The sequence below is a fragment of the Delftia sp. WSY_22 genome (genome assembly GCF_043104185.1).
Taxonomy (GTDB): domain Bacteria; phylum Pseudomonadota; class Gammaproteobacteria; order Burkholderiales; family Burkholderiaceae_C; genus Comamonas; species Comamonas tsuruhatensis.
On sequence record NZ_JBICKN010000007.1, the window covers coordinates 635,383 to 651,295 of the forward strand.

The window sequence follows — 15,913 nt, forward strand, 5'->3', positions numbered from 1 at the left end:
GCAGGGCACGCCCAGGGCGCCCCCAGGGCGCCCCGGATGGCCGGGCGCAGCCGACGTATTTCCATAAGGAGGAGACATGAGCATGACCCCTATCGCCCGCCAGGCTGCCAGCCACCCTTCCCGCCGCCGCGTGCTTGGCGCGGGGCTGGGCTTGGGTATGCTGGCGCCGCTTGCGGCGCTGGCCGCCGAAGGCAAGGCCGCCGGCTACCCCTCGCGCCAGATCAGCTTCATCGTGCCGTTCCCTCCGGGCGGTTCGGTGGATGCCATGGCACGCCAGTACGCCGAGCCCATGGCACGCATCCTGGGCGTGCCCATCGTCGTGGAGAACCGGCCCGGCGCGGGCGGCTCGGTGGCCGCGCTGGCCGTGGCGCGCGCCAAGCCGGACGGCTACACCCTGGTCGTGTCCTCGCAGAGCAGCCACCTGGCCAATCCTCTGACCCAGCCCAAGGTGGGCTACGACCCCATCAAGGATTTCGAGAACATCGCCATCCTGGGCCGCCTGCCCAATGTGCTGGTCGTGCCCGCCAGCCTGCCCATCCGCAGCTTTGCGGAGTTCATCGCCTATGCCAAAAAGCACCCTGGCCAGCTCAACTACGGCAGCGGCGGCACGGGCAGCATGGGCCAGCTCAACATGGAGATGTTCAAGGCCGATGCGGGCCTGGACATCACCCATGTTCCCTACCGGGGCGGCACGCTGCTGGTCACCTCGGTGCTGGCCGGCGAGGTGCAGGTGTTCCTGGACAACCTCATCTCCATGCTGCCCCACATCCAGGCGGGCAAGGTGCGCGCCCTGGCCGTGGCCTCCGAGCAGCGCGTGGCGCAGCTGCCCGATGTGCCCACCCTGGCCGAGGTGGGCTATCCGCAGCTGAACATGAGCTCATGGACCGGCCTGGCTGCGCCGGCCGGCACGCCCGCGCCCGTGGTGCAGGCCCTCTTCAAGGCCGTGCGCCAGGCCGCCACGGCGCCGGCCATGGTGGCCAGCCTGCAGGACCGGGGCGTGACCCCGCCCGAGGAAATGAGCCCCGCCGCCTTCGAGGCCATGATGTCCGACCGCCTCAAGCGCTTTGGCGAGGTGGTGCGCAGGACGGGCATCGTCGCCGAGTGAGCTGCTAGTCCAGCTGCACGCCCACCTCGCGCACCAGCCGCCTCCAGTCCGCCAGGTCCTGGCGCAGCGTGTCGGCGAATTGCGCAGGCGTGGTCCGGGGCAGGTCGGTCAGGTTGAGCTCGCCCAGCTTTTTGGCCGTGGCCGGGTCCTGCAGCAACTGGTTGATGGCGGCGTTGAGCTTGTCCACGATGGGCTGCGGCGTTTTGGCGGGCGCGAAGACGCCGTACCAGGAATAGTTGTGGAACGGGTAGCCCGCCTCGGTCAGGCTGGGCAGGTCCGGCTGGCTGGGAATGCGCTTGTCGCCGCTGTGCGCAATGGCGCGCACGCGGCCCGCACGCACCAGCTCCACGGTGGAAGAGGTGTCCGCAAACGCGGCCTGCACCTGCCCGCCCAGCAGGCCCTGCACGCAGGGGCTGCTGCCCTTGTAGGGCACATGCTGCATCTGCAGGCCGGCCTGCTTGAGCAGGAATTCCATGGTCAGGTGCCCGCCTGAGCCCTGGCCCCAGGAGCAGTAGCTGAGCTGGCCGGGCCGTGCGCTTGCATAGGCCACGAACTCCTTGAGCGAATGCACGGGCAGATCGCGCGAGACCAGCAGCAGATTGCCGGCGCGCCCTATCTGCGCAATGGGCGTGAAGTCCTTCACCGGGTCATAGGGCACCTTGCGGTAGAGGCTGGGGTTCACGGCCATGGACGCCGTGTAGGTGAACAGCAGCCGGTAGCCGTCCGGCGCGCCGCGCGCGGCCTGCTCCACGCCGACCAGGCCGTTGGCGCCGGGCCGGTTGTCCACCACGAAGGGCTGCCTGAGCAGCCGGGTCAGGCCTTCGGCAAACACCCGTGCGATGGTGTCCGTGCCGCCGGCGGCGGCCGTGGGCACGATCAGCGTGACGGGGCGGGCGGGGTAGTTGCCGGCATCCTGTGCCGGCTGGGCGTGGCCTGTGCAGGCCATGGCCAGCAGCAGTGCCAGGGCCATGCCGTGCTTCTTCATCGTCTTCATGCACTTGTCTCCTTGTGTCGCCTTGAGTCGCCTTGCCTGTGTGCGGCCCCGTCAGCGCAGCCCCAGGCGCGCCTGCGTGCCCTGCTCGATCATGTCGGCTCCCACGCGGTAGAGGTTGCGCGAGACATAGCTGTCCACCTCGCGCGCACGCTCGCGCAGCCAGGCGGCCTTGAGGCTGCGGGCCTGGCCGATCTCGGGCGCGTCGCCGGTCGCCGTGGCCAGCACGTCGATCACATGCAGGGCCAGCTGCCACTGGCCCGCGTCGGCCAGCGCCTGGGCGCTGGCCACCAGGCCGGGCTTGTCGGTGATGGCATCGGCGATGGCGGCGCCTGCGGCCTCGGGCGGGGCGGGGTGCAGCGTGGTCGGGTTGCGGTCCCACCAGCCGTTTTCCGAGCGGTAGATGTCGCGCACGATGTAGCTGGGGTCGCCATAGGTGGGCTTCATCCACTCCACGCCGAACAGTTCCTGCGGATAGTCCATGGCCGCGAGCACCTGCTGCTCGTTCAGGCCCTCGTTCATCAGGCGCACGACTTCGGCGCGCAGCCAGCGCAGCGCCTGTGCGGTGTGCAGCAGCACCTGCTGCACGGCCTGCTCGCCCTCGATCACGGGACCGAACTCGCGCACGGCCTTGAGCGGGCGCAGCGCGTCCATGGCCTGCAGCGTGTCGGCCCAGCGCACGGTGTCGCGCAGCGTGCGAAAGGGCGTGCCGATGTTGGGGATGGAGTCCAGCAGCGCCGCGCCGCCGTACAGCACGCGCTGGCCGGGGCTCCACAGCGCGATGGCGTCGTCGGTCTCGGACGGCGCCCAGAACAGCTCGATGCGGCTGTCCCCGCTGCCTATCTCCAGCCGCGTGTCGAAGGTTTCGGTGGGCTCGTGCATGTCCAGCCGGTGCTCGAAAAAGCCCGCGCTGCGGTTGAACTGGATCTCGGCCATGCGGTGCTGCAGCGCCCGGGTCTCGCGGTAGCGTGCCTGGCGGCGCGGCAGGTTGCGGTGCGCGATGAGGCGCGGCACAGGCTCTCCGCGCGCGGCCGCATGCTCCAGCCAGGCGGGCACGCCCGCGTTGTAGCCGATGTGGCCGTGGCTGTAGCACAGCGCATGCACGGGCGCATCGCTGAGCTGGCGCAGGCTGGCGATCATGTCCTGGCTGACCTTGCCGCCGGGGCCGGCGTCGATCACCACCAGGCCCGCGTCGGTCTCGGCCACGAAGGACTGGCCCTGGCCGCGCAGTATGTGCAGGCCCGGCGCCACGGTTTCGCTGCCGGTGCCCACCAGCAAGAAGGGCTTGTCGTCGTCTCTGGCGTTCATGGGGTCTCCGGGTCTGGTTCGATGGGGGGCAGGGCGTAGCGGCCGTCCAGCAGTTCGGGTTGGGGCATGTAGGCGCGCAGGCACAGGTAAAAGCCTTCGCGCGGCGCGGGGAGCCAGTTGGCGCGGTGGTCTTCGCTGGCCGGTGGCGCGTGGCTGATGTGGATAGTCAACCCGCCATCGCCATCGCCATCGCCATCAGCGTCGGGGCGCAGGCCCGGCGTGCGGTCGCCGATGGCATAGCGGTCGATGGGGTTGTCCACCAGCATGCAGTCGTGGGCGCCGTAGAGGGTCAGGGACCAGAAGGCCTGCACGGGCGGCAGCGCGCCTGGTGCAAAGCGAAGCCGGTAGCGGCGGCTGCCGTGCAGGGGCAGGCCCTGGGCGTCATGCCAGGCCAGCGGGTAGATGGCCTCGCGGCTTTCCAGCATGCCGATGTACTTGAGCGCAATTTCGGCGCGGGCCTGGAAGTCGTCGCCAAAACTGCCTTCGACCAGGGCGGGGAGTTCCCAGCCCGAGTCCAGGCGCCGGCCCGTGCTGGCCGCGCGCAGCCGGGGCAGCACGCTGTCCAGTGCGCGCTGCAGTGCGGCTTGCTGTTGCGCATCGGGTGCGCCCAGCCCGGCGCCCAGGCCCACGGCCGCAAAGCGCGCGACCCGTGCGGCATGCCCCGCCGGCGGCGGGTTGTCGCGCAAGGCGGCATTCACCTGGGCTGCATAGTGCTCGGCATTTGGCGGGGCCTGGGGATCGCAGTCCGGGTCGAAGGCACGGGCCTGCGAGGGCGTGCCCGCCTGCCAGTCGGCCAGCGGGCGCACCGCAAAGCCGTCCTGCAGCGCGTGCACGGCGGGCAGGTCATGCTCGCCATCGACCAGGATGCGGCCTATCACCCACAGCCAGGGCGTGGGCGCGGCAATGTGTGCGCCGGGCGCATCGAACGGTGGCGGCAGCGCCCCCTGCCAGCCCGGCGGCGTGACCAGGAAGGAGCGCGCAGCCGTGCCCGTCAGGCGCTGGCCCAGGTGGGCGAAGGGGTTGGTGAAGAAGTCCAGCAGGCCCAGCACGTAGTAGCGGCCCGCCGTGTCGGGCACGTCGATCACCAGTGGCCCGGCGCCCAGGTCCAGCCAGGCGTTGGTGTAGAGCGTGTCGTTGTTGGGCGTGACCACGCGGCTGGTGCCGGCGCGCAGCAGCTGGCGCGCATGCACGAACTGGTTGCACCAGCGCAGCGGTGCGGTCGCGGCCTCGCCGGCCGCATTGCGCCGGGGCGAGGTGGCCGCGCGCATGCGGCGCATCTCGTACAGCGGGCAGGTGTGGATGACGGCCTCTTCGGCCAGGGTGCTCAGGTCCATGGCGTGTCTCATGCGGCCACGGGCTGCAGGGGCGGAACAGGCCATTGGTGCGCGCCTGCCTGCGGGTGGTACATGCGCAGGATGAGGTAGAAGCGCCCGTGCGGCGTGGGCAGCCAGTTGGCTGCGCCCTGTGCCGGCCGGGCATGGCCCAGATCGATCTGCAGGCTGCCGTCGGCCTCGCGCAGCAGTCCCGGCGTGCGGTCGCCGATGGAGTGGCGGCCGATCTCGTTGCCGTAGAGAAAGCGGTCGGCGTCGTACAGCGTGACGGACCAGAAGGCGTCGGCCGGCGGCATGTCGGCGGCATCGAAGCGCAGCACATAGCGCTGGCTGCCGTCCAGCGGCTGCAGGCCTGCGTCGTGGTGGGCGGCCGCGTAGATGGCCTCGCTGGTGGCCAGCGCGCCCAGGCCCAGGTAGGCGGTGCGTGCGCGGCCGAGGTACTCGCTGCCGTAGCGGCCGGTGGACGGCGTCATGGTCCAGGGCCGGGGACGGCGGTTGCGCCCCATGGCGGCCACGGTGCACACGCCGTCGGCAAAGCCCTCGGTCAGGCCTTCGCGCACGGGCTCCTCCAGCTGCTCCCACGCCATGTGGGCGCTGGCCACCAGGCCGGCCTGGCCGAACCAGGCCAGCAGCCCCTGGTCCTCCTTGCGTCCGGGCGCCTCGGCCAGTGCATGGCAGAGGTTGGTGAAAAAGCGCGGCGCAACCTCGGCCGCAGGCTCCTGGTTCTCGAAGGCGGCCGCCATGGCGTCCACGGGCGGGCCGACCCAGTTCGTGACGGCGGCCGGGCGGCCTCCTTTCGGCACGCCCGGCGCGGGCTCCAGCCGGATGTCGGCCTGCAGTGCGCGGGCTGCAGGCCAGTCGGGCGCATCGCCCACCACGGTGCGGCCGATCAGCCAGACCAGGTTGCTGGGGCAGTGCACCAGACGGTGGCCGGCCAGGTGTTCCGGCACCTGGCCGCCCGGCCCGACCAGGACCACGGTCTCGCCTTCGGGCGCGCAGTTGCGCGGGCCCAGGTTCTCGAAATTCTCGGTATAGGCGTCGTACAGGGCCAGCACGAAATAGCGGCCCGGATGTGCGGCGCTGGAGGGCACGGTCAGCAGGCGCGGGCCGTCGGCCAGGTGGATCCAGGCCAGCGAGTACAGCAGGTCGTTGGCGGGCGTGACCACGTCGCGGTCCTCATGGGTGGAGGGGCGCTGGCTGTGGTGCAGCGTGTCGAAGTCGCCGCGCATGTCCAGGCCCAAACCGGTGGCACGTGCGGCGCCGGCATCGGTCTGCAGGCGGCAGGTGCGGTAGGTCTCTATCAGCGGATAGCCGTAGACAAAGGCGGCCAGGCCGATGGAGCGCGCCAGGGCGCGGCGGACTTCGGGCAGGGAGGGAGGGGTCGGGTTCATGTCCATTGTTTTCTTCAGGGGATGAGGGGGTCAGTCGAGGGTCACGCCCGTGGAGCGCGCCAGGTCCAGCGCCACGGGCAAAAAGGCGGCGTAGGCGGCGCTGGCCTCGGCCGGGCTGTTGCCCTGGGCCTCCAGGCCCAGCGCCTCGACACGCTGGCGCACCTGGGGCTCGCGCATCACGGCGGCGACCTCGCGGCCCAGGCGTTCGACGATGGCATCGGGCGTGCGTGCGGGCGCCATCAGCGAGATCGATCCCGTGATGGCATACACGGGCTCGCGGTAGCCCTGCTCGGCAAAGGTGGGCACATCGGGCAGGGCCTTGCTGCGGCGCGGTCCGGCCACGGCCAGGGCGCGCAGCTTGCCGGCGTCGATGAAGGGCTTGAGCGTGGCGGCCGAGCCCAGTGTCATCTGGATCACGCCGCTGATCAGGTCGATGGACATGGGCCCCTCGCCCTTGTAGGCCACGTGCAGCGACTGCAGGCCGTAGGCCTTGTCCATGAAGACCTGGACCTGGTGCGGCTGCGTGCCCGCGCCCCAGGAACCCATGGCGTACTTGCCCGGCGACTGGCGCACGGCCTCGACCAGTCCCTTGAAGTCCCTGGCCGGCACGGCCGGGTTGACGGCCATCACCATGGAGGGCGAGACCACGTCCGAGACCATGCGCAGCTCGGTGCGCGGGTCGTAGGGCAGCTTCTTGTAGAGCACCAGGTTGGCCGTGATGGGCCCGGGCACGGTCAGCAGCAGGGTGTGGCCGTCGGGCGCGCTCTTGGCCACATGCTCGGTGCCGATGATGCCGCCCGCGCCGCTGCGGTTGTCCACCACCACGGGCTGGCCCAGGCGCTTGGCCAGGCCCTCGGCCAGGATGCGCGCCACGGTGTCGGTGGAGCCGCCGGCCTGGTATTGCACGACGATGCGCACGGGCCGGGCGGGATAGCCGTCCTGGGCCGGCGCGGCGCTGCAGGCCAGGGCAAGGCAGGTCAGTGCGGCGGTGCGCAGCAGGGGTGTGTTCATGGTGGCCTCCGGGCGGGCGATGGAATGGGCATTGGCTTTCATGCAGCCTCCCTGCCGATGACCAGCGCATCGACGGCCACGCAGCCGCCGTCCGCGCGCGGGCGGGCGATCAGGGGATTGATCTCGGCGCTTTCCAGCGTGGCGCCTGCGCGCTGCGCAAAGCCGGCCAGGGCGCACAGCGTGTCGGCAATGCTGTCCAGGTCCACGCGGGGGCGGCCGCGGGCGCCGTCCAGCACGGCAAAGGCCCGCAGCTCGCGCACCATGGCCAGCGCGTCGTCGCGCGTGATGGGCAGCAGGCGCAGCGAGACATCGCGCAGGATCTCGGCATGGATGCCGCCCAGCCCGAACATCAGCACCGGGCCGAACACCGGATCGCGGTGCACGCCGGCGATGCACTCCACGCCGCCCTGCACCATGGGGGCGGCCAGCGCGCCGTCGATGTGCGCATCGGGCCGGGCCTGGCGCGCATTGGCCAGGATGCGGTCGAAGGCGGCCTGGGCGCCGGCCGCATCCGCCAGGTTCAGTGCCACGCCGCCCACGTCGGACTTGTGGGCGATGGCATCGCTGCAGACCTTGAGGGCAATGCGTCCGCCCATCTCCTGCGCGGCCTGCGCTGCCTCGGCCGCCGTGCGCACCAGCCGGTGCGGCACCACGGGCACGCCGGCCTCGGCCAGCAGGGCCATGCTGCGCTGCTCCGACAGCGTGCCCGCCGGCAGGTGCAGTGCGCTGCCTGCATCGGCCATCGCGGGCAGAGCCTGCGGTGTTTCATGCAGGCGGGCCAGCGCGCCAATGCAGCGTATGGCCGCGCCCGGGTCGGCAAACACCAGGCAGCCCAGCGCCTCCAGCGCATCGCGGCGCTCGGGCGGGCACAGCGTGCTGACGGCCAGCAGGGTGTCCGGATGGTGGGTGCGCAGCGTCTGCACCAGGCTTTGCAGCACGGGCCAGAAGGCGTCGGACAGGCCGCCTGCCGCGAAGAAGCCCAGCCAGCTGTCGAACTGCCGGTCGGCCAGCATCAGGCGGGCGCTGCGCTCCAGCAGCGTCATGTCGTTGGTGACCTGGCCCGTGATGTCCACGGGGTTGCGCGGCGCGGCAAACGGCACCCATTCGCGCAGCTGGCGCTGGGCCGCATCGGACAGCGGTGCCACGTCCAGGCCGGCTGCGCTGGCGTCGTCGGCCATCATGGCGCCCACGCCGCCCGAGACCGTGAACAGTCCGATGGACCGCCCCTTGGGAGCCCGCGCGATGGAGGCACTGGCCGCCAGCGCGAAGAAGTCCGTGATGGAATGCGCGCGCAGCACGCCGTAGCGGCGGAACACCGCGTCATAGACGGCATCGTTGCCCGCCAGCGAGGCGGTGTGCGATGCGGCGGCGGCCGCGCCCAGGGCGCTGGTGCCCACCTTGCACATGACCACGGGCTTGCCACGCTCCTGCGCCAGGGCCAGGGCCGCGCGCAGCCGGGGGCCGTCGCGGCAGCCTTCCATGTAGGCCATGATCACGTCGGTCTCGGGGTCCTGGGCCAGCCAGGCCAGGCCATCGGCCAGCTGCACATCGGCCTCGTTGCCCGTGGTGGCCCACAGCGACAGGCCCAGCCCGCGCTCGCGCGCCAGGCTGTAGGCATAGGCACCGAAGGCGCCCGACTGGCTGACCATGCCGATGCGCCCGGGCCGCACCAGCCCGCCGCCCGGCGCGGGCGAGAACGTGGCGTAGACCTGGTGGCCGGGCCGCATGAAGCCCAGGCAGTTCGGGCCGATGAGGCGTATGCCCGCCTCCTGCGCGCGCCGCGCCAGCGCCTGCTGGGCGGCCGTGCCGTCGGAGCCGGTCTCGGCATAGCCCGAGGAAAACAGCACCATGGACTGCACGCGCGCAGCGGCCGCATCCTCCAGCACGCCGGCCACCTGCGACTGCGGCACCGCGACGATGGCCAGGTCCACCGGCGCGCCGATGGCGGCCAGCCGCTCGTGCGCGGGCAGGCCCTGCACGCGGCTGGCGCGCGGGTTCACCGCATACAGCGCACCGCCGTAGCCGAAGCGCAGCAGGTAGTCCAGCGGAATGCCGCCGATCTTGCTGGCCTGGTCCGAGGCGCCGACCACGGCGATGGAGCGCGGCGCGAACAGCGCGTCGAGCCGGGAAGTGTCGAAGCAATGGCTGTCGGTCATGGGTGTCCCTCAGAAGTTGTGGCGCACGCCCAGCGCCAGGGACCGCACGCCGTCGCCGCTGTGGGCGGCCACCGGCACGTTGGCGATGGCGGCCGATGCATTGGCCGCGTTGCCCAGCTGCAGCCAGCGTGCGTAGAGCACGGTGCGCTTGCTCAGCGCGTAGTCGTAGCCCAGCGTCCAGGTGTTTTGGGCGCGGTCCGTGCCGCCCACCTCGCGCCGCGCCACCGAGACCAGCAGCTTGGAGCGCGCATCCACGCTCCAATCGGCGCCCAGCTGCGCCAGCTTCGCCTTGGGTGTGCCGGCGCGGTCCACGCGGTTGATGACGTAGTTGCCCGTCAGGCGCAGCCCATTCAGGGCTTCCCAGCTGGCCGACAACGCCTGGTACTGGCTGGTGGCGGGCGCGGCCACAGGTGCGGCGGCGCTGCCTTCCACGGACTTCTGGAAGCTGTAGGCCAGGAACCAGGGCTTCTGGTTCCAGCCCAGCGTGGCGCCGTAGAGGCGGCCGTTGCTGCTGTTCGGTGAAGCCGCTTCGCCGAAGGAATAGGCCAGGTCCGCCAGCCAGGGCTGGCCTGCCGGCGTGCGGTAGCGCACCAGGTTGTTGGCCCGCGCCGCAAACGGCCGCAGGCCGGCCTGGGCATCGGTGGCCGACACCAGGTTCAGCGAGGAAAACAGCGCGTTCATGCCCAGCGGATCGGCCCGGAACAGCGCGCCGAACATGGGCGTGTACATGCGGCCCATCTCCACGGCGCCCCAGCCGCTGTTCAGCCCCACCCAGGCCTGGCGCGTGAAGGCCAGGCCCGGGCCGGGAATGGTGCCCAGGCCCGTGTCCGGCGCCACGCCGGCCTCCAGCATGAACTGGGCACGCAGGCCGCCGCCCAGGTCCTCGCTGCCGCGAAAGCCGATGCGCGATGCCGCGCTGCCCCCGTCCTCCAGCCGGCTCAGGCGCGTGGCGCCCGACCTTGCGCTGTTGATGTGGACGTCGACGATGCCGAACATCTCCACGCTGCCCTGGGCCCACGCGGACGTGCCCAGGGCCGCCATGCCGCCGGCGGCCAGCCAATGCTTGTGCTTCACGAACTTGTCTCCTTGGTAGCGCCCCGGATGCTTTGCCCGGTGGCTTGCTTGCTACTATCCCGAGCGACAGGGGATGCACTCTGTCAAGCCATTGACAAATGGCGGTACATGGGCACCGGACTAACCCGGGGCCTTCGACATCGTGAGAGAACCATGCGCTCCAAGCCTGCTCCCGTGGCCGACCCTTCGGCGCTGATCCGCCGCGCCCTGGGCCTGTGCCGCATGCTGCGCAACTGGCCGCCCGAGGTGCTCGATGAGCTGACGGCGCTGTCCCGCCTGGGCCGCTACGAGCGCCACCAGCAGGTGCGCGCCGCCGACCCCAAGCGGCGCGAGGTGCTGGTGGTGGCTTCGGGCTGCGTGGAAGTGGGCGGCGTGGACGCCACGGGCTCGCGCTTCGTGCTGTCCATGCACAGCGCGGGCGATATCGTGGGCCTGGCGCGGCTGCTGGAGCACACGCAATTCGTCTACGACTACCACGCGCACCAGCCCACCGTGCTGGTGGAGATCCCCGGCGAGTCTTTCCTGGCACTGCTCGATGCCCATCCGCTGCTGTGGAAGGACATCTGCCTGCTGGTGCTGGCACGCATGCACGAGCTGATCGTCGTCCAGCAGCGCCACGCCTTCAGCAACATCGACAACCGCGTGGCCGAGCTGCTGGCGCGGCTGGCCCCCACGCATGGCCAGCCCGCGCCCGACGGGCAGGGCGTGGTGCTGCGCATCTCGCAGAGCGACCTGGCCGCCATGCTGTCGGTCTCGCGCCAGACCATCAACAAGGAGCTGCGCCTGCTGGAGCAGCGCGGCCTGCTGCAGGCCGCCTATGGGCGGCTGACGCTGGTCGATCTTGCCGGCCTGGGGCGCGCGGCCGCAGCCGGCCCGGCAATGGGACAATAGCGCACCATGACCGCCTCCACCGACACCCTCACGATCACCCGTCCCGATGACTGGCACCTGCACGTGCGCGATGGCGAAGCCATGCGCAGCGTGGTGCCGCATACGGCCGCGCAGTTTGCGCGCGCCATCATCATGCCCAACCTCAAGCCGCCGGTGACCACTGCCGAGCAGGCGCTGGAGTACAAGCAGCGCATCCTCTCGGCCGTGCCCGAGGGCATGGCCTTCGAGCCGCTGATGACGCTGTACCTCACCGACAACCTGCCGCCCGAGGAAATCGTGCGCGCCAAGGCGGCCGGCGTCGTGGCCTGCAAGCTCTACCCGGCTGGCGCCACCACCAACAGCGACCACGGCGTCACCGACCTGCGCAAGATCTACCCCACGCTGCAAGCCATGCAGCGCGAAGGCCTGCTGCTGCTGGTGCACGGCGAAGTCACCAGCAGCGACATCGACCTGTTCGACCGCGAGGCCGCCTTCATCGACCAGCACCTGATCCCGCTGCGCCGCGACTTCCCCGAACTCAAGATCGTCTTCGAACACATCACCACGCGCGAAGCCGCCCAGTACGTGACCGAGGCCGACCGCTTCGTGGGCGCCACCATCACGCCCCAGCATCTGCTGTTCAACCGCAATGCCATCTTCACGGGCGGCATCCGTCCCCACTACTACTGCCTGCCCGTGCTCAAGCGCGAGACGCACCGCCTGGCCCTGGTCGAGGCGGCCACCAGCGGCCTGCCCAAGTTCTTCCTGGGCACGGACAGCGCGCCGCACGCGGCCCATCTCAAGGAACACGCCACGGGCTGCGCGGGCTGCTACAGCGCCCACGCCGCCATCGAGATGTATGCCGAGGCCTTCGACAATGCCGGCGCGCTGGACAAGCTCGAAGCCTTCGCCAGCTTCAACGGCCCGGACTTCTACAGCCTGCCGCGCAACACCGGCAAGATCACCCTGGTGCGCGAGAGCTGGACGCCGCCGGACAGCTTCGCCTTCGGCGAGGCGCAACTGAAGCCGCTGCGCTCCGGCGAAGCCCTGCCCTGGAAGCTGGTTTAAGCTGGCGGGACTGCCACCCGCCAGAGGATTGCCATGCCTGAGCCGCAACCGCGCATCGCCCTGCTGATCGACGCCGACAACGCGCCGGCCGAGATGATCGACGAGATCCTGACCGAGCTGTCGACCTTCGGCGTCATCGACATCCGCCGCGCCTACGGCAACTGGACCAAGCATTCGCTCAGCGGCTGGCAGCGCAAGCTGCTCGATTTCGCACTGCGGCCCATGCAGCAGTTCGACTACTCCAAGCACAAGAACGCCACCGACATGGCGATGACCGTGGACGCCATGGAACTGCTCTACACCGAGCGGCCCGACGCCTTCGGCATCGTCTCCTCCGACGCCGACTTCACCCCGCTGGTGATGCACCTGCGCTCCAAGGGCGCGGCCGTCTACGGCTTCGGCATGGCGCAGACACCCCAACCCTTCGTCAATGCCTGCTCGCGCTTCCTGTACCTGGAAGCGCTGGGCGAGGCGGCGCCAGCCAACGGCAATGGCCAGGACGCCGCGCATGAGGCAGGCCAGGCGGCGGTGCCGCCCGTGGCTGCATCGGCCGCCGCCGCGCCCCAGCCGCCCAACGGTGCCGGCAAGGAACGCGCGCCGGCCCAGTCCGAGCAGGCACCTGCCTCCTTGTCCGTTCCCGAGCCGCAGCGCCCCCGCCTGCGCGTTCCCTCGCAGGAGCTGCGCCAGGACACGCGCCTGCTGAACATGCTGCGCAGCGCCGTCAACGCCACGCAGGACGAAAGCGGCTGGGCCCATGTGGGCGCCGTGGGCGCGCAGATCGGCAACAAGGCCTCGTTCGATGCGCGCAACTACGGCTATGCCACGCTCACCAAGCTGCTGGCGGCCACGCAGGCCTTCGAGATGCGCGACGAAGGCACCTCGCGCGTGGCCGTGCGCGACAAGCGCCTGGCCAAGGCGCAGTCCAGGCCGTCCGGCAATTGACGTTTCCCATCGACTGGAATGCGCCCTGGCTGCAGGGGCTGCAAACGCAGGGCAGGGCGGCTTGTCTGCAGGTGGCGCAGGGCCGGCCGGTCTGGCAGGCCTTGCAGTCACTGGCCGACGCACAGGCGCTGCCCTGGCGCTTTGTGTCCCAGCACGACCTGCCCGAAGGCATGGCCTACGAGCAATTCATCTTCGAGACGCGCTGCATCCCCACGCGCGACAACCTGCATGACTTCTTCAACGGCCTGATCTGGCTGCGCTGGCCCGCGCTCAAGCAGCGCTGCAATGCCCTGCAGGCCGGCGCCATTGCCCAGGCGGGCGTGGGCGCGCAGCGCGGGCCGCTGCGCGATGCCGTCACCGTGCTGGACGAGAACGGCGCCCTGCTGCTGGCGCCGGCCGCGCTGTGCGAGGCGCTGCGCCACCGGCGCTGGCACCAGCTCTTCGTGGAGCAGCGCGCACTATGGCGCCAGGCCAGGCTGCTGCCCATAGGCCATGCGCTGCTGGAAAAGCTGGTGCAGCCGCGCAAGCCCATCACGGCCCATGTGCTGTGCGTGCACACGGATGGTGCAGGCGCCACGCCGGCTTCTGGCGCAGCGGATATCGACGCCTGGCTGGCCGCCAGCGCCTGGCTGGAGCCGGACACGCTGGCGGCCAAGCCTTTTGCGCCCTTGCCGGTGCTGGGCGTGCCCGGCTGGTGGCGCGAAAACGAGAACTTTTCCTTCTATGATGACTCTCTCGTGTTCCGGGCGCCCCGTTCCGTACAAGCATCACAACAAGGAATGACAACGGCGCAGGACCCGGCTTGAAAACAGCCGGTGCGGCCCTCACTTTTCAACGCTGCAGGGCCCAGATTCTTCCCCCTTTCCCCACTTTGTGGAGAACCCACTGATGAAACGCATCGCACTTTTTCTATTGACCAACGTCGCCGTCGTGGTGGTGCTGGGCATCGTCGCCAGCCTGCTGGGCGTCAATCGCTTCCTGACCTCCAATGGCCTGAACCTCGGGGCCCTGCTGGGCTTCGCCTTCATCATGGGCTTTGGCGGCGCCATCATCTCGCTGCTGATCTCCAAGCCGCTGGCCAAGTGGAGCTCGGGCGTGCACGTGATCAACGAGCCGCGCAACGCCGATGAGGCCTGGATCGTCAACACCGTGCGCGGCTTCGCCGACCGTGCCGGCATCGGCATGCCCGAAGTCGGCATCTACGAGGGCGAGCCCAATGCCTTCGCCACCGGCGCCTTCAAGAACTCGGCCCTGGTGGCCGTGTCCACGGGCCTGCTGGAAGGCATGACGCGCGAAGAGGTGGAGGCCGTGATCGGCCACGAGGTCGCCCACATCGCCAATGGCGACATGGTGACCATGACCCTGATCCAGGGCGTGATGAACACCTTCGTGGTCTTCCTGTCGCGCGTCATCGGCTATGCCGTGGACAGCTTCCTGCGCAAGAACGACGAAAGCAGCTCGGGCCCCGGCATCGGCTACTACGTGACCACCATCGTGCTGGACATCGTGCTGGGCTTCCTGGCCGCCATCATCGTGGCCTGGTTCTCGCGCCAGCGCGAATTCCGCGCCGACGCGGGCGCCGCCCAGCTCATGGGCCGCAAGCAGCCCATGATGAACGCCCTGGCCCGCCTGGGCGGCATGCACCCCGGCGAGCTGCCCAAGAGCGTGGCCGCCATGGGCATTGCCGGTGGCATCGGCAAGCTGTTCTCGACCCACCCGCCGATCGAAGAGCGCATTGCCGCGCTGCAAAACGCGCAGAACCTCTGATTCAGGATCAGGTTCGACACGCTGGAGCCTGTCCAGTGGGGCCCGGTCATTGACTGGGCTCCGCTTCCCGAAGCCCCATCAGAAATGCTTGTCCGGTACTCCATTTTTGCGAATGTAGTAACGTACAAGCATTTTCTTTGACGGAGGTGCGTCATGCAGATTTCGACCTTCAGCAGCCGTGAATTCAACCAGCATGTTTCCGCTGCCAAGAAAGCGGCCAGTGGTGATGACGTGGTCTACATCCTGGACCGGGGGCAACCTGCCCACGTGCTGATGAGCATTGAGAAATTCCGTGAACTGTCGGGGCAGACCCGGAACATTCTTCAATTGCTGGCTATGCCCGAGGCCGCCGATATCGATTTCGACATTGAGCGCGCGAAGGATTTGCCGCGCGCCGTGGACCTGTCCTGATGTATCTGGTGGACTCCAACGTCGTTTCCGAACTGCGCAAGGCATCGTCGGGCCGCGCGAACGATGGCGTTGTGGCCTGGGCGCAATCGGTCGCGGCCGAGTCCCTTTTCATCAGCGCGATCACGCTGATGGAGCTGGAGAAAGGCGTGCAGTTGAAAGCCCGGCAAGACCCGATTGCCGGGCAGGTGCTGCGCCGCTGGCTGGTGGAGCGCGTGTTCACGGCCTTTCAGGGGCGTGTACTGCCAGTGGATGCGATGGTGGCCATGGAAAACGCGGCCTACCACGTGCCTGCGCCGCGGCCGCTGGCCGACAGCCTGATCGCGGCCACGGCGAAGGTGCATGGCTTGTGCGTGGTCACCCGCAACATCAAGGACTTCGAGCCGTTCCAAGTTCATGGAGTGCGCGTCTTGAACCCTTGGATGTAGGGCCCGTCTCAACCCCACGTACAGCCAGACTTGATCTTTACCCAGGCTTCACAAGCCCCTGTC

At 69.8% G+C, this 15,913-nt stretch carries 15 protein-coding genes; 8 read left to right on the forward strand and 7 right to left on the reverse strand.

What is annotated here, in order from left to right:
* The first annotated feature begins 76 nt into the window (after positions 1-76).
* Positions 77-1,105, forward strand: a complete 1,029-nt coding sequence (locus tag ACF8NF_RS07955) for a Bug family tripartite tricarboxylate transporter substrate binding protein (RefSeq protein ID WP_392450381.1) — start codon at positions 77-79, stop codon at positions 1,103-1,105.
* A gap of 4 nt (positions 1,106-1,109) precedes the next feature.
* Here the strand turns inward: ACF8NF_RS07955 and ACF8NF_RS07960 are convergent, their stop codons facing one another.
* The 7 genes from ACF8NF_RS07960 to ACF8NF_RS07990 are packed head-to-tail and all read right to left on the reverse strand — an operon-like array spanning position 1,110 to position 10,367.
* Entirely contained in the window at positions 1,110-2,099 is a 990-nt protein-coding gene (locus ACF8NF_RS07960; RefSeq protein WP_392450383.1) for a Bug family tripartite tricarboxylate transporter substrate binding protein, read from the reverse strand.
* 51 nt (positions 2,100-2,150) lie between these two features.
* Entirely contained in the window at positions 2,151-3,404 is a 1,254-nt protein-coding gene (locus ACF8NF_RS07965) for an alkyl sulfatase dimerization domain-containing protein (RefSeq protein ID WP_392450384.1), read from the reverse strand.
* Positions 3,401-4,738: a DUF1254 domain-containing protein gene (locus ACF8NF_RS07970; protein WP_392450385.1), complete on the reverse strand. Its 1,338-nt coding sequence runs from the start codon at positions 4,736-4,738 to the stop codon at positions 3,401-3,403. Before ACF8NF_RS07970 ends, ACF8NF_RS07965 begins: the two co-directional genes overlap by 4 nt.
* A gap of 8 nt (positions 4,739-4,746) precedes the next feature.
* The gene (locus ACF8NF_RS07975) at positions 4,747-6,132 is read right to left on the reverse strand and encodes a DUF1254 domain-containing protein (RefSeq protein WP_392450386.1); all 1,386 of its coding nucleotides are present in this window, start codon (positions 6,130-6,132) and stop codon (positions 4,747-4,749) included.
* Between the two features lie 24 nt (positions 6,133-6,156).
* Entirely contained in the window at positions 6,157-7,179 is a 1,023-nt protein-coding gene (locus ACF8NF_RS07980) for a Bug family tripartite tricarboxylate transporter substrate binding protein (RefSeq protein ID WP_392450388.1), read from the reverse strand.
* A complete protein-coding gene (locus ACF8NF_RS07985; protein WP_392450389.1) occupies positions 7,176-9,293 on the reverse strand; it encodes an acetate--CoA ligase family protein in 2,118 nt (705 codons plus the stop codon). The genes ACF8NF_RS07980 and ACF8NF_RS07985 overlap by 4 nt, the downstream gene beginning before the upstream one ends.
* 9 nt (positions 9,294-9,302) lie before the next feature.
* Positions 9,303-10,367 (reverse strand): porin, encoded by a 1,065-nt coding sequence (locus ACF8NF_RS07990; protein ID WP_016450289.1) that lies wholly within the window; start codon positions 10,365-10,367, stop codon positions 9,303-9,305.
* Between the two features lie 153 nt (positions 10,368-10,520).
* Here ACF8NF_RS07990 and ACF8NF_RS07995 point away from each other — a divergent pair, with 153 nt between their 5' ends.
* The 7 genes from ACF8NF_RS07995 (at position 10,521) to ACF8NF_RS08025 (ending at position 15,850) form a co-directional block, all read left to right on the forward strand.
* Positions 10,521-11,258, forward strand: a complete 738-nt coding sequence (locus ACF8NF_RS07995) for a Crp/Fnr family transcriptional regulator (protein ID WP_016451782.1) — start codon at positions 10,521-10,523, stop codon at positions 11,256-11,258.
* A 6-nt stretch (positions 11,259-11,264) separates the two neighbouring features.
* Complete coding sequence (gene pyrC, locus ACF8NF_RS08000) at positions 11,265-12,305, forward strand: dihydroorotase (protein ID WP_034365040.1); 1,041 nt, start codon at positions 11,265-11,267, stop codon at positions 12,303-12,305.
* 33 nt (positions 12,306-12,338) lie between these two features.
* Positions 12,339-13,247 (forward strand): NYN domain-containing protein, encoded by a 909-nt coding sequence (locus ACF8NF_RS08005; RefSeq protein WP_392450391.1) that lies wholly within the window; start codon positions 12,339-12,341, stop codon positions 13,245-13,247.
* Positions 13,244-14,053, forward strand: coding sequence for a DUF3025 domain-containing protein (locus ACF8NF_RS08010; protein WP_392450393.1), 810 nt, complete (start codon positions 13,244-13,246; stop codon positions 14,051-14,053). Before ACF8NF_RS08005 ends, ACF8NF_RS08010 begins: the two co-directional genes overlap by 4 nt.
* A gap of 82 nt (positions 14,054-14,135) precedes the next feature.
* Positions 14,136-15,014, forward strand: a complete 879-nt coding sequence (gene htpX, locus ACF8NF_RS08015; RefSeq protein ID WP_013804154.1) for a protease HtpX — start codon at positions 14,136-14,138, stop codon at positions 15,012-15,014.
* 153 nt (positions 15,015-15,167) lie between these two features.
* Positions 15,168-15,425, forward strand: a complete 258-nt coding sequence (locus tag ACF8NF_RS08020) for a type II toxin-antitoxin system Phd/YefM family antitoxin (protein WP_016450294.1) — start codon at positions 15,168-15,170, stop codon at positions 15,423-15,425.
* On the forward strand, positions 15,425-15,850 hold the full coding sequence (locus ACF8NF_RS08025) for a type II toxin-antitoxin system VapC family toxin (protein ID WP_016450295.1): 426 nt from the start codon (positions 15,425-15,427) through the stop codon (positions 15,848-15,850). The genes ACF8NF_RS08020 and ACF8NF_RS08025 overlap by 1 nt, the downstream gene beginning before the upstream one ends.
* The last annotated feature ends 63 nt before the right edge of the window (positions 15,851-15,913 follow it).

What these genes read in the sequence shown, in the direction of transcription:
- ACF8NF_RS07995 (WP_016451782.1), top strand. Translation starts at nt 10,521, where the DNA reads ATGCGCTCCAAGCCTGCTCCCGTGGCCGACCCTTCGGCGCTGATCCGC.
- ACF8NF_RS07975 (WP_392450386.1), bottom strand. Translation starts at nt 6,132, where the DNA reads ATGGACATGAACCCGACCCCTCCCTCCCTGCCCGAAGTCCGCCGCGCC.
- htpX (WP_013804154.1), top strand. Translation starts at nt 14,136, where the DNA reads ATGAAACGCATCGCACTTTTTCTATTGACCAACGTCGCCGTCGTGGTG.
- ACF8NF_RS08005 (WP_392450391.1), top strand. Translation starts at nt 12,339, where the DNA reads ATGCCTGAGCCGCAACCGCGCATCGCCCTGCTGATCGACGCCGACAAC.
- ACF8NF_RS07985 (WP_392450389.1), bottom strand. Translation starts at nt 9,293, where the DNA reads ATGACCGACAGCCATTGCTTCGACACTTCCCGGCTCGACGCGCTGTTC.
- pyrC (WP_034365040.1), top strand. Translation starts at nt 11,265, where the DNA reads ATGACCGCCTCCACCGACACCCTCACGATCACCCGTCCCGATGACTGG.
- ACF8NF_RS07970 (WP_392450385.1), bottom strand. Translation starts at nt 4,738, where the DNA reads ATGGACCTGAGCACCCTGGCCGAAGAGGCCGTCATCCACACCTGCCCG.
- ACF8NF_RS07965 (WP_392450384.1), bottom strand. Translation starts at nt 3,404, where the DNA reads ATGAACGCCAGAGACGACGACAAGCCCTTCTTGCTGGTGGGCACCGGC.
- ACF8NF_RS08025 (WP_016450295.1), top strand. Translation starts at nt 15,425, where the DNA reads ATGTATCTGGTGGACTCCAACGTCGTTTCCGAACTGCGCAAGGCATCG.
- ACF8NF_RS08020 (WP_016450294.1), top strand. Translation starts at nt 15,168, where the DNA reads ATGCAGATTTCGACCTTCAGCAGCCGTGAATTCAACCAGCATGTTTCC.
- ACF8NF_RS07980 (WP_392450388.1), bottom strand. Translation starts at nt 7,179, where the DNA reads ATGAAAGCCAATGCCCATTCCATCGCCCGCCCGGAGGCCACCATGAAC.
- ACF8NF_RS07955 (WP_392450381.1), top strand. Translation starts at nt 77, where the DNA reads ATGAGCATGACCCCTATCGCCCGCCAGGCTGCCAGCCACCCTTCCCGC.
- ACF8NF_RS07960 (WP_392450383.1), bottom strand. Translation starts at nt 2,099, where the DNA reads ATGAAGACGATGAAGAAGCACGGCATGGCCCTGGCACTGCTGCTGGCC.